This window comes from Lachnoanaerobaculum sp. MSX33 (genome assembly GCF_000512995.1).
GTDB lineage: Bacteria > Bacillota > Clostridia > Lachnospirales > Lachnospiraceae > Lachnoanaerobaculum.
In genome coordinates, this window is sequence record NZ_AZXX01000054.1 from 1 (window position 1) to 13,443 (window position 13,443).

At 37.0% G+C, this 13,443-nt stretch carries 14 protein-coding genes; 1 reads left to right on the forward strand and 13 read right to left on the reverse strand.

Translation table 11 applies throughout. From position 1 onward, the window contains the following. Positions 1–263 precede the first annotated feature (263 nt). The 13 genes from HMPREF1495_RS04695 to HMPREF1495_RS04755 all read right to left on the reverse strand — a co-directional run bounded on the left by HMPREF1495_RS04695 (position 264) and on the right by HMPREF1495_RS04755 (position 11,946). A complete protein-coding gene (locus HMPREF1495_RS04695) occupies positions 264–752 on the reverse strand; it encodes a hypothetical protein (protein ID WP_034212504.1) in 489 nt (162 codons plus the stop codon). 109 nt (positions 753–861) lie between these two features. Continuing rightward, on the reverse strand, positions 862–1,611 hold the full coding sequence (locus HMPREF1495_RS04700) for a hypothetical protein (RefSeq protein WP_034212567.1): 750 nt from the start codon (positions 1,609–1,611) through the stop codon (positions 862–864). Between the two features lie 18 nt (positions 1,612–1,629). Beyond that, on the reverse strand, positions 1,630–2,103 hold the full coding sequence (locus HMPREF1495_RS04705; protein ID WP_034212505.1) for a hypothetical protein: 474 nt from the start codon (positions 2,101–2,103) through the stop codon (positions 1,630–1,632). A gap of 147 nt (positions 2,104–2,250) precedes the next feature. Beyond that, positions 2,251–2,763 (reverse strand): hypothetical protein, encoded by a 513-nt coding sequence (locus HMPREF1495_RS04710; RefSeq protein WP_034212506.1) that lies wholly within the window; start codon positions 2,761–2,763, stop codon positions 2,251–2,253. A 93-nt stretch (positions 2,764–2,856) separates the two neighbouring features. After that, a complete protein-coding gene (locus HMPREF1495_RS04715) occupies positions 2,857–4,326 on the reverse strand; it encodes a Y-family DNA polymerase (protein ID WP_034212507.1) in 1,470 nt (489 codons plus the stop codon). A 2-nt stretch (positions 4,327–4,328) separates the two neighbouring features. Further along, on the reverse strand, positions 4,329–4,871 hold the full coding sequence (locus HMPREF1495_RS04720) for a prolyl-tRNA synthetase associated domain-containing protein (protein WP_034212508.1): 543 nt from the start codon (positions 4,869–4,871) through the stop codon (positions 4,329–4,331). A 15-nt stretch (positions 4,872–4,886) separates the two neighbouring features. Next, positions 4,887–5,630, reverse strand: coding sequence for a peroxide stress protein YaaA (gene yaaA / locus HMPREF1495_RS04725; protein WP_034212509.1), 744 nt, complete (start codon positions 5,628–5,630; stop codon positions 4,887–4,889). Continuing rightward, entirely contained in the window at positions 5,627–6,082 is a 456-nt protein-coding gene (bcp, locus tag HMPREF1495_RS04730) for a thioredoxin-dependent thiol peroxidase (RefSeq protein WP_034212511.1), read from the reverse strand. The genes yaaA and bcp overlap by 4 nt, the downstream gene beginning before the upstream one ends. 12 nt (positions 6,083–6,094) lie before the next feature. Then, the gene (gene xylB / locus HMPREF1495_RS04735) at positions 6,095–7,561 is read right to left on the reverse strand and encodes a xylulokinase (protein ID WP_034212513.1); all 1,467 of its coding nucleotides are present in this window, start codon (positions 7,559–7,561) and stop codon (positions 6,095–6,097) included. A 111-nt stretch (positions 7,562–7,672) separates the two neighbouring features. Beyond that, on the reverse strand, positions 7,673–8,113 hold the full coding sequence (locus HMPREF1495_RS04740; protein ID WP_007595707.1) for a threonine/serine exporter family protein: 441 nt from the start codon (positions 8,111–8,113) through the stop codon (positions 7,673–7,675). Positions 8,114–8,120: 7 nt separating this feature from the next. Beyond that, on the reverse strand, positions 8,121–8,894 hold the full coding sequence (locus HMPREF1495_RS04745; RefSeq protein ID WP_034212515.1) for a threonine/serine ThrE exporter family protein: 774 nt from the start codon (positions 8,892–8,894) through the stop codon (positions 8,121–8,123). 24 nt (positions 8,895–8,918) lie between these two features. Next, positions 8,919–10,886 (reverse strand): excinuclease ABC subunit UvrB, encoded by a 1,968-nt coding sequence (gene uvrB, locus HMPREF1495_RS04750; protein WP_034212517.1) that lies wholly within the window; start codon positions 10,884–10,886, stop codon positions 8,919–8,921. 139 nt (positions 10,887–11,025) lie between these two features. Further along, positions 11,026–11,946 (reverse strand): LysR family transcriptional regulator, encoded by a 921-nt coding sequence (locus HMPREF1495_RS04755; RefSeq protein ID WP_034212519.1) that lies wholly within the window; start codon positions 11,944–11,946, stop codon positions 11,026–11,028. Between the two features lie 206 nt (positions 11,947–12,152). Between HMPREF1495_RS04755 and HMPREF1495_RS04760 the strand changes: the two genes are divergently transcribed. Then, positions 12,153–13,433: an L-cysteine desulfidase family protein gene (locus HMPREF1495_RS04760; protein WP_034212521.1), complete on the forward strand. Its 1,281-nt coding sequence runs from the start codon at positions 12,153–12,155 to the stop codon at positions 13,431–13,433. Positions 13,434–13,443: the final 10 nt, after the last annotated feature.

A 13,443-nucleotide genomic window follows, 5' to 3' on the forward strand; every position in this document is an offset into this window, starting at 1 on the left:
TAGGTAACTATCAATCTGATGATGCAAAAGAAATAGCTCGCCTCAAACGTGAGCTTCGTGATGCTCAGAATGCTCTTGATGTACTAAAAAAAGCAATCAACATTCTGGAGAAAAGTTAACTCTTGCTACCTATGCAGAAGTTTCTACATAGGTAGTGATATTTGATTTTTTAACCTCTACTCGATAAAAACTTCTGCATCAGAAAACATAGCTTCAATGTCTTCATTTATCTTCAAATGATATAAATGTAAATCCGTATATATTTATTCTATAATTACCCTCGCATTAGGAAACATTTTCTTTATATTTTCTATATCCTCATCATCTAACTTTAAGTGATATAATTGCAAGTCATCCAAGTATTTTAAATCTTTTATCTTGTATAAATTATCAAGTACATGCTCGTCATCATATATACTCTTATCTCCGTCATATGCACTTGAATAAGCCAAATGTATTGATTCAACATTCTTAAAATATATCAAGTCGCTTATGTCTCTTATATGATATTCTCGGAAGTTTATATATATTTTTCCTACACATTCAAGATTGCTCTTCCAAATAATACCTTCTAGTGGCTTATGTCTTTTATCTTCATCTGTAGTATACATCCAGTAATTAACCTTGGTTTCTCTTACCAATCTTTCAAACTCCGGGTCATGAAAAAAAGCTATTTTATTTACAGTATATAATGCAAATACGATAATAATAATTACTGTTGCGCAAATTATCTTCTTATATTTCCTTAGCATAAATTCACTCCTCCGATGTAATATCCACTGTTCTTTTAATCCTACCTCTAATATACTTACTCTTTTCCGGTATTTGTCTTTTCCTGTAATTCTTCATCTGTAGGTCTGGTCACTTGCCATAATCCTTGTCTCCTTCCAATATATCTATCTCATCATCAAAACCTGTCTTGTATGCCTTATCATAAAAGCTTGAAATTCTATAATAAAACTTTAATGTATTAAATGTATAATCTTTTACGTCTTCTTCAAACTTATCTAAGTCTTCTTTTGTGATATATGTAACCAGTAATCTGTTGGTCTGCAAATCTTTATCTACAAATATTTCACATGCTTTTCTAAAATCTTTTTCTATATTTTCAGCCTTTTTATCTGTAAATATATATGTAGTATAGTCACTATTACTTACATACGTCATTATATCTGTATCTTTATTAAAGCTGTCATCCAATGCAAAACCATATGGATGTGTGTAAACTTTACACTCTCCATATATAGGTTTGACCAACTCACATATATACTTCTCAAGTTCAGCTTTCTTTAGATATCCTACATAATTATCGCTAAAGTAAGTTAATCCATTTTCACTATAAACTTCTACTACTGCATGCCACTCCGGTTTTGACTTTGGGTGTACATATACGCTACCTTCATATACATATTCTCCTTCAAACTCCTCCCCATATTTTTTCTGCATGTAATATTCTGCTGCATTTATATAGTCTAACTCTGTTAACATAGTAATGCTTACTCCCCTTTTTACCAGTATATCTCTAAGGAATACAAGTCCCACTATAAAAACTATTATCAGTAAAATACCCCTTATTGCCTCTTCGTTTTGGCTTAGTCTTCTTTTTTTCAACATTTGATTTTTTAACCTCTACTCGATAAAAACTTTTGTATCAGGAAACATAGCCTCAATGTCTTCATTTATCTTCAAATGATATAAATGTAAATCCTTTAAATATTTAAATTTTTTTATTAAATATATATTATCAAGCACATGCTCCTCCTCATAAATACTATTATCTCCATCATACGCACTTATGTAGCTAAACCATACAGTTTTAGTGTTCTTAAAATACTTTATATCTTCAATATTTTTTACTTTATATTCTCTAAAGTTTATTGATAACGACTGAACCCTCTCAAGATCTCTTTTCCAAATTATTCCACCTAATGCCTTTTCTCTTCTATCTACCATTGACACCCTAGATGATATTAAAGTATCTCTTACCGCCCTTTCAAACTCCGGATCATGGAAAAAGGCTATTTTATTTACAGTATATAATACAAATAAAACAACGGTTATTATGGGTATGCAAATAAGTATTTTCTTATATTTACTTAACATAAATCTACTCCTCATATTTACTCGAATAACATAACATTCTTATCTTTTCATGCTTGATTTTATATAAAAAAAGTCCACACAATTATATCCTGACAAAGTAATACTTTAACTTATCAGTAACATAAATGCGTGGGCTGTATAAATTTTCTATTCTTCTTTAATAAATCCGTAGTAAGATCCGGTCTTCATATTTGCAATATCCAGTATCGTTTCATCTTCCAAAAGAAATCCCATGTACGGTATCATATTCGGCTTAGATATCTGTTCCTTACCCTCTAACATAAATGTCGTATTCTTTGTATAAATACATATAAAATCTTCTACTGTATATTCGTCCGATCTGTTTATAACTTCCATCAGCTCGGCCTTGGTCACACCATAGGAGGAAAGCTTCTTTTCTATAAAATCCATTGCCTTCTCACCTCTGTACAATTTATATGTTCCGCCATAATAATTGTCATCGGTAATCCCCTTCTCCTGATACCAGAAAAAGCTGTGGTACTCATTGAACACCCAATATGATCCGTCATCATATGAAATCCATGATGTTTTTGTCAGAGCATCCGGCTCGATATATTCGGCTTTGTCTGAACTAAAACATCCGCTAAGCAGAAATACCGCAAGTAGCATTGTCACAAAAATCGTCTTAAATTTTCTCATAAGATGTCTCCTTATTTGATTTTTACGAACTGAAGTAATAAACTGTTATCTATAGTATATATCATTTTCGATATTTTTCAATGTATTTCTACTTTATTCCCTATGTCCGCCTATTTGTCTGTTTCTGTCAAGTGCAGTTCCCTCTTCCTTGAGATTAAGCCCTTTAAATATGGCATTATTTCCGAACTTTCTTTTTACTTTAAGTACGGCTTTCATTCTGCTGCTTTCTTTTTCTTTAGAAATGCTGTTTGCTTCCAAGAGATTTCCCGTACAGCCTGCGCTGTTTTTATGACTTATCTCACTTGCAACTATCGTTATCCTTCTAAACAGCAATATGGGATTTGCAAGTTTCTCAAAGAGCTCCTCACTTTTCTTGCAGATTTCTTTTGTGGAATTGGTATATGATAAAAGATTTATCGAGCCGTGCGCACCCTCAGGTACGATCCTTCCGTAAAAGTCTTTTGTAATATTCCCGGTGTATATTTTTGCTGTTTTCGGATCTGCCAGGCTGTCTATATCGTATCCTATACTTAAAGTTATCTGCCTTGTGGCGGTATCTTTTTCCAGCAATGAAAATGAGAGTCTTTCCGCCATCTCTATAACAATCGTTCTTACCTCTTCATAGCTGTACGCTCTGAGCAATACCTGACCTTCGCTTATGCTTTTTTTCTCCGGAGTATATGCTTTTATATCTTTGATATCCGTATTGTCAATTCCCCAGGCATGTTCTATCAAAAAGCTTGCATTTTTTCCAAACAGCTTATATAAAAGATTCATCCCCTCATTGGCACGATTCTTTTTTAAGCTCTCCCTTGCAATATCTCCCATTGTATACATTCCGTACTTTGCAAGGTTCTTGCTGTAACCTCTTCCTATTCTCCAAAAATCGGTAATAGGTGTATGACTCCAAAGCTTTTCTCTGTAGGATTTGACACTCAGCTCTCCTATTCTTGCTCCATGCTCATTAGGCTCGGCTCTTTTTGCCATGATATCCATAGCTATTTTTGCCAGGTACATATTTTCTCCTATACCGGCACTTGCCGTTATTCCTGTGGTATCAAGGACATCTTTTACCATTTTTTCCACAAAACCTGTTGCATCATCGCCTGCATATCCCGTAATATCTATAAAGACTTCATCCACCGAATATACATAGATATCCTCAGGTGAGACATACTTTAGATATACACTGATTATTCTTGCGCTGTACTCCATATATTTTTTCATTCTCGGTACAGCCACCACCAAATCAACTTCCAGCTTTACATTTTTTTTGAGTTCTTCAAGAGAATATGACTTTCCTTCAGCCTTTCCTACAAGTTTTTCTCTTCTGTTATTTACTTCCTGCAGTCTTTTTATTACTTCAAAAAGTCTCGGCCTTCCGGGTATTCCAAAGGTCTTAAGTGCAGGACTTACCGCAAGGCAGATAGTCTTTGAGGTTCTGCTCTCATCAGCCACTACCAGATTTATATCCAAGGGATCCAATTTTCTTTCTCTGCACTCTACCGAGGCATAGAAGGATTTTAAGTCTATTGCCGCAAATATCCTTTTTTTATTATTCATTTTCAATTATCTATTATTTTAGCTTCTTTTCCCAATGCAGGTATTATTTTATTCAAAAAATCTTCAGTACTTATCTTCAGTGTTGAGGTATTCTCACATGGATGACATCTGATAAAATCAGCCTGTATTACATCTTTGTCTATAACAAGGTCAACTCTGTTGTTTTTATCGTTTAAAAGTCCGAGTACGCTTACGGAACCCGGAGTTACATCCAAAAATTCTTTCAGATAATTCTCTTTTGCAAATGACAGTCTGGACATATCAAGTTTCTTTGAGATATCTTTTGTAACATACTTCTTATCTCCAGGCATCATAAACAGGAAAAATCTTGTCTCCTGTCTGTTGCAAAGAACTATATTCTTGCAGATTTTAACTCCCAGTGCACCCTCTATCTCCTTGCATTTTTCCATATCTGAAGCTTCATCATGGTCAACCACCTCGTATTCCACTCCCAATCCGTCCAAAAAATCATAACATCTTTTTTCTTTGTCCTGTCTTTTTTCAATATCAACAGGTCTTCCCTTATAGGGTTTTGAAATATACATAATAACCTTCCGAAATTACTCTAATATAAATACATATTTTTTCTCATTTGAAAGCTCTTTGTCAAACTTGAACCCGAGTCTGTCAAACTTTTTTATTTCATCTTCATTTTGGATATTTCCGGATGCAATAAAGTTTACCATCTCACCTCTTGCCATCTTTGCCAAGGTGGCTTTTTGTACTACTTTTCCGTCTTTTTTCTCGGCAAACACACATGTGATAAATTTGTCTTTATCCTCCAGATAGCTCTCAATATTTTTTGAATATTCTTTTGAGGCCAGATTTATTACCACCTCTCCGGTTTCAAAAAGCTTCTTATATATTTTATCGCCCCAAAACTCGTACAGATTTTTGTGCTTTCCTATCTCCATCTTTGCCTGCATCTCAAGTCTATACGGGCTTACTCCGTCAAATGCTCTAAGTATTCCGAAAAATCCCGAAAGTATATACAAATTCTCCTTTATATACTCTATTGCGGTGGCTTCCATTACATTTACCGCCATATACTGATACTGTATACCTTGATAAGAAAATATTGCAGGGGTAAGACTCCCCTGCAAATTCATATTTTTAAATCTGTCAAAATTTTCTTTTGCAATCTTTTCATTGCATTTCCAGATCTCTTTTAATTCCTCATAGGATCTTTGTCTTATCTCTTCTAAAAGGATCTTGCTCTTATCAATATATGTAGGTACACTGCTTCCGATATAACAGTCTGTATTTTCTATCATTGTCTTGGCAGGTGATACTACTGTTTTCATCCCAAAATCTCCAACATCTCAGCCGGATTCTTGGCGGCTTTTACCTTATCCATAGCCTCTATGATAACTCCCTTTTCGTCTATAAGATATGTGGTTCTTACCACTCCCATAGATACTTTTCCATAGAGTTTTTTCTCATGCCATACATCATAGGCCTGTATCACATCAAGCTCGGGATTTGAAAGCAGTGTAAACGGCAGTGAATATTTATCTTTAAACTTCTTATGTGATGCAACACTGTCTTTACTGATGCCTATTACTTCCACTCCTTTTTCCATAAACTGCGGATAGAGTTCTCCAAATCCACAGGCCTGGCTTGTACAACCCGGAGTATTATCCTTCGGATAAAAGTATAATATAATTTTCTTACCTTCATAATCTGAAAGGTTTCTGACTGTTCCGTTCTCATCCGGAAGTGAAAACTCCGGTGCTTTTGTTCCTATCTGTAACATAAATTTCCTTCCTTATAAAATCTCTTTAAATATACCCTTAAGTGCCGGATATATCTTTCTAAACTTTTGGTATCTTTCCTCGTATTTTGCTACGAGTTCCGGTTCCGGTTGTATTCTTTCTTTTATTTTTATTATGGACTTTGTAGCAGCTTCAACACTTTCGTATTCATTGCAGCCTACCGCCGCAAGTATGGCCGCTCCAAATCCCGGACCTTCTTCACTGACAGGTACTTCCACTTCCACATTCATGATATTAGCCACCAGCTTTTTCCAAAGTGCACTCTTTGCACCTCCGCCGCATATCATGGTTTTCTTTATCTCTATACCCAGGCTTCTTGCCACCTCAAGTGAATCTCTAAGAGCAAAAGTAACACCCTCAAGTATTGCAAGTGTCATATCTTCTCTTCTTGTATCCATACTCATTCCGATAAATGTACCCCTTGCCGCAGGATCGTTGTGAGGTGAACGCTCACCCATAAGATATGGCAAAAAGAACACCTTATTTTCTCCAAGATTATCTATATTTTCCTGCTCTTTTGAAAAATCCTTTGTCTTTAATATATCTTCCATCCACCATTTATTACATGAAGCCGCACTGAGCATACATCCCATAAGATGATACTTTCCGTCCGAGTGATCGAAGGAATGTAGGGCATTGTACTTATCCACTCCGAAGTTTTGGCTGGATATAAATATGGTTCCGGAAGTTCCCAAAGAAATATTGCATGCACCTTCACCCACCGTAGCGGTACCTATAGCCGCAGCCGCATTATCTCCTGCTCCTGCGATTATCTTTATATCCTCATTCAGTCCGAGTTCTTTTGCAAGCTCAGGTTTTATATCTCCTACCACCTCAAAGCTCTCAAAAAGTTTTGGAAGCATATTTTCTGAAATACCGCATATTTCAATCATTTCGGATGACCATTTTTTGTTTTTTACATCCAAAAGCAGCATACCCGAAGCATCCGAATAATCTGTAGCAAAGCTTCCGCTAAGCATATAGCTGATATAATCCTTCGGAAGCATTATTTTTGAAATTTTTGCAAAAATCTCAGGCTCATTATTCTTTACCCAAAGTATCTTAGGTGCGGTAAATCCTGCAAATGCAATATTTGCCGTAAGTTTGGAAAGTTTTTCCTTTCCGATAACATTGTTTAAATAGTCTGTTTCCTCAGTACTTCTGCCGTCATTCCAGAGTATTGCAGGCCTTAGCACATTGTCATCCTTATCAAGAATAACAAGTCCATGCATCTGTCCTCCGAAACTGATACCTGCTATCTTCTCTTTTGCACCTTCACAAATTTCCTTTAATCCTTCTTTTACCGCTATAAACCAGTCTTCGGGCTTTTGCTCGCTCCATCCTGAATGTGGGAAGTATAGAGGATACTCCTTTGATACGGATTTTACAAGTTCACCTTTACTGTTAATCATCACAAGCTTTAGGGCCGAAGTACCCAAATCAACACCAATATAATACATACACGTCTCCATAAATTAAAAGTTTATTCTACTATCTATTACATTAAGATTCTACTCTTACCTTGTCAATTGTATTCTTGCTCTTTTTATTGATAAAGTTGCTATCCGGTTTTATGTCTGTTTTGATTTTTTAAATCTTTTCGGTAAATGCAACTTAAATACCGAATCCACAAAGAATATGGCAAGGGCTATGGACCCCGCAATTTTCAATGCTTCGTTCATATAGGTACTCAGATATGACGACTCCCTTATAAAGGCATAAGCACATCTGTATATTGAGCCTCCGGGCACTATCGGCAGTATTCCCGGTATAAGGAAATTACTTACCGGTGCTTTTAAAACTCTGGCAAGTATATGTGACATTGTTGCAATACAAAGTGCTGAAACGAGTGCCGCTATTTCCACTCTGTGTGCAACCATATCCATCAAAAGATATACGGCCCAGCCAACCATTCCGGTCATTCCTGCCTGTACCATGTATTTTTTCGGCAGCTCTATCATGATACAAAAAGCCACCACTGCAATAAATGCACCAATTATCTTAAACAACATATCCGCCTCACAAAATCACATATGCCAGTGCCACGCCTACGGCAACAGCAAAGGCCACAACACCTGTCTCAAGCATTCTACTGACACCTGCGGTATAATCACCGTTTAGAGTATCTCTCATCGCTGTGGTAAAAATAACTCCGGGTACTATCGGCATTATTCCGCCTATTATGACAAGATCGATATTCATATTTGCAAATACAAATCTTTGAAATCCCACCGCTGTCAAAGCCATGGACAGTGTGGAAATCATATTCAGGAAAAATGAGTTGAATCCGAAAGGAACCAGTGCCCACTGTGTAATTGCCATTGCAAGTCCCGCAACTCCGGCCACCATGCAGTCGGTAAAATCTCCGCCAAGCATCATGGTGAAAAAAAGTGCCACTCCTACAAAGGAAAGTCCGTATAAAATACCTGTAAACTGTCTTACATCCTTTATCTTTTTTATTTCGGAATACGCCTCATATATATCCATTTTCCCTGCACTCAAGGCTCTTGATACATTGTTTATCAGATATATTCTGTTGATATTTGTAGTTCTTTCAGGTACTCTTTTTGACATCGTAATAAGTCCTTCATCACTGTCCAAAGTCAAGGTAATACCTGTTGCCAGAACAAATGCAGTATGTGATTCACATTTTGAATAGTCGAGTATCCTGTTCATCGTATCTTCCACTCTGCTGATCTCCGCTCCGGCTATGAGCATAGTCTCACCTGCAAGCATGGCTGTCTCCGCCACCACTCTTTCCAGGCTTTTTGACACATTTTTTTTGTCTGCCACTTCCTCTTCTCCAATTTATTATTTTTATAAGTTTGCTCTGAGCTCACTTATCTTATCTCGCAATAGTGCCGCATTTTCAAAATCCAGCTCCGCAGCGGCTCTAAACATTTTCTTTTCAAGCTCTTTTATAAGCTTGTTTATCTCCGCTTTATCCATGGATTCCACATCCTTATCAATAGTTGATACACTCTCGGCAGCCTTTGATATCGCTATCAGATCCCTTACCGCCTTCTTTATTGTGGTAGGTGTGATACCATGCTCTTTATTGTAGGCTTCCTGTATGCCTCTTCTTCTGTAGGTCTCATCTATTGCAGCCTTCATGGAATCCGTCATATTGTCGGCATACATTATTACATGTCCGTCCGCATTTCTTGCGGCTCTTCCTATGGTCTGAATAAGTGAGGTCTCACTTCTAAGGAAACCTTCTTTATCCGCATCAAGTATCGCCACCAGGGTAATCTCAGGTATATCAAGTCCCTCACGCAAAAGATTGATACCTACAAGTACGTCAAATTTATCAAGTCTCATGTCCCTGATAATCTCCGCTCTCTCTAATGTATCAATATCCGAATGCAGGTATCTTACTCTGATACCGACTTCCTTCATATATTCGGTAAGATCCTCCGCCATTCTCTTTGTGAGAGTGGTGATAAGTATCTTGTTCTTTTTTTCTATTTCTTTGTTTACTTCGGAAATCAAATCATCTATCTGACCTTCTACAGGTCTTACACTTATAGGCGGATCCAAAAGTCCTGTAGGTCTTATGATCTGCTCCGTTCTAAACATTTCATGCTCTTTTTCATATACACTTGGTGTAGCGGATACAAAAAGCATTTGATCTATCTTTGATTCAAACTCCGAAAATTCCAGAGGTCTGTTATCAAGTGCCGAAGGCAGTCTGAAACCGTAGTTTACCAAAGTGGTCTTTCTTGATCTGTCACCTGCATACATTCCTCTAACCTGCGGAATGGTAATATGGGACTCGTCTACGATTATAAGAAATTCATCTTTAAAATAATCTATCAATGTATAGGGAGGTTCTCCCGGTGCCGAACCTGTAAGATGTCTTGAGTAGTTTTCTATCCCTGAGCAAAATCCGGTCTCTCTCATCATCTCCACATCAAAATGAGTTCGTTCATCTATTCTTTGAGCTTCTATAAGCTTATCCTCCGATTTGAAGAACTTTACTCTCTCTTCACACTCTTCCAGAATATTTTGTGTGGCAATCATCATCTTTTCAGGTGCCACCACATAGTGAGATGCCGGAAAGATGACCGCATGTGAAAGTTCGGCCAAGATATTTCCTGTCAGTGTATCTATCTCAAGTATTCTGTCCACTTCATCACCGAAGAACTCAAATCTTAATGCTGTGGATGTGGATGCCGCCGGAAATACTTCAAGCACATCTCCACGCACACGAAAAGTACCACGATGAAAGTCCATATCGTTTCTGTCATACTGCATATCTATCAGCTTTCTTATGACATCATCTCTGTCTCTTTCCATTCCCGGTCTTAATGATACTACCATCTCCTGATAGTCTATCGGGCTACCAAGTCCGTATATGCATGACACCGAGGCCACTATTATCACATCTTTTCTTTCTGAAAGTGATGCTGTGGCGGAGTGTCTGAGTTTATCTATCTCGTCATTTATTGCAGAGTCTTTTTCAATATATGTGTCTGTGGAAGGCACATATGCCTCAGGCTGATAATAATCGTAATAAGAAACAAAGTATTCTACCGCATTTTCAGGAAAGAATTCTTTGAACTCTCCATAGAGCTGAGCGGCCAGAGTCTTATTATGTGCTATTATAAGTGTAGGTTTTTGCAATTTCTGAATAACATTTGCCATGGTAAATGTCTTACCGGAACCGGTCGCACCGAGCAAGGTTTGAAACTGGTTTCCTTCTTTAAATCCTTTTACCAGCGCCTCTATTGCTTGAGGCTGATCTCCTGTAGGCAAAAACTCTGAATGTAATTTAAATTCCATTATTTTTAACCTTTCTATTCTGTCGGCATTGCCAACCTGGAAAAATTATAGCATGTGAGAATATAAAAGTACAGTAAAAAGAACATTTGTTCGGAATATTTTGGACTGTTTTATGGCTCTGATATATTATAAATCAGTTTTACGGATTGCTTACCTGCAGTATTCCTGCCTGCTTTTCCAACATATTTATAAAGCTTTCCATTTGTCTGTTCACAAACTTATCTTTCTTATGCAGTACCTGATAATTCACCTTTATATGAAAATCCTTTATAGGCAATACAGCCAATGTGTTATCTCTAAGTTTCGGCTCTATCAAAAATCTGGGTAACAAAGAATAACCCATATTGTTGCACAAAAGTTTGATAATCAGATTTGTATTCTGTGATTCAATACTTGGTTTTATGCTAAGACCAAGCTCCGAGAGTTTACTCTCAAAAATATATCTGTAGCTTGCATTTTTCTCCGTAAGTATACAGGGATAATTTAGGACCTCTGAAAGCTCTATTTCATTTTTGCATGCCAACGGATGATTTTTTGAAGCACAAAATACCACCTCGGTCTCCATCTGTACATCCGCAACGAAATCCTTTGAAACGCTCGGTTTATCAAGTAACAGCATTATATCTATATTATTATGTTTTATTCCCTCAAACAGCTCTGACGGAGTACACACCTTTACTTCTACCGAAACATTCGGATTCTTCTCATAAAACTCTGCCAAAACCTGTGGAAATAATGTGTCGCAAATGGAATCTATTGTTCCTATTCGAAGTTCGCCTGTCAGCATATCATCCGTTCTTATTAGTGACTCTTTTGCCTCTTCATTGAGCATAAGTATCTTCTCGGCATATGGATAAAACTGTTTTCCGTGATCTGTAAGTCGCACCTGCTTACCGAGTCTGTCAAAAAGTCTCATCCCAAGGTCAACCTCGAGTTGTTGTATCTGTATCGATACAGCTGCCGGTGAATACCCAAGCATCATTGAGGCTTTGTAAAAACTCCCCGATTCCGCTATTTTCACGAAGGTATTCAGCTTCTTTAAATCTAAAAAATTTTCCATAACTTCCCCTTTATATGGTTGGTAAATGTTTTTGTAGTCCCACAGCATATTAAATATATTTAACTAATTATATTTATTTTTTTTGAATTATATATTTAATTTTTTAAGATTTACAATTTACACATAGACCTACTATACTATATATACATAATATTTACCATAATAATATTTAATAAAACAAGCTGTTTGGGGGTGTGTTTAGTTTAATGAAAAAGGATGATATCAGGTACAGGACTTATGTCCGAATATTAAAGGAAGAGCTTGTACCGGCTATGGGATGTACGGAACCCATAGCGCTGGCTTATGCGGCTGCAAAGGCAAGGGAAGTGCTTGGCAAATTGCCTAAAAAAGTGCTTGTGGAGACCAGCGGAAGTATAATCAAAAATGTAAAGAGTGTGATTGTTCCAAATACCGGACATCTGAAAGGAATACCTGCTGCGGTGGCGGCCGGTATAGTTGCAGGCGATGCCGATAGAAAACTTGAAGTTATTTCAGATGTGGATGACAACAAAAAATGTGAAATTGCAAATTTTATGGATAATATAGAAATTGATGTAATTCCTCTTGATATCGGCTATGTATTTGATCTTATTATTACACTTTTTACTGATGATGAGTATGTAAAGATTCGTATTACAAATCAACATACAAATATAGTGCTTATTGAAAAGAATAATGATATAATTTTTAAAGCTGAAATAGAAAATAACGCTACATCCACGAGTGCGGATAAAGATCTGCTCAATATGGATGATATCTGGGATTTTATAAACTCACTGGATATTTCGGACGTGAAAGAAACTCTTGACAGACAGATATATTATAATACTTCGATATCTGAAGAAGGCCTTTTGGGAAATTACGGTGCGAATATAGGTTCTGTGCTGCTTGATACCTATGGCAATGATATAAAGGTAAGGGCAAAAGCAAAAGCCGCCGCAGGCTCGGATGCCAGAATGAACGGTTGTGAGCTTCCTGTTATTATAAACTCCGGAAGCGGTAATCAAGGTATCACCTGTTCAATTCCTGTTATCGAGTATGCCAAAGAATTAAAAGCATCAAAGGAAAAGCTTTATCGTGCACTTGCACTTTCAAATCTTACTTCCATACATCAAAAACATGGCATAGGTACACTGTCAGCCTACTGCGGTGCTGTAAGTGCAGGAGCAGGTGCAGGTGCAGGAATTGCCTATCTTACGGAAGGCAGTCTTGAAGCTGTGGAACACACCGTTGTAAATACTTTGGCTATAGTATCGGGTATTATGTGTGACGGAGCAAAGGCATCATGTGCGGCCAAGATAGCCTCTTCAGTGGATGCGGCTATTATGGGACTTAGCATGTATAGAGACGGCCAGGCTTTCCATGGCGGTGACGGTATTGTAATGAACAATATTGAAGAGACTATCAAGGGAATTTCAAAGATAGGCAAGGACGGAATGAGAGAAACAAACAATGAGATTATAAAACTTATGGTGGAAAACCATTAAATCTTTAGGA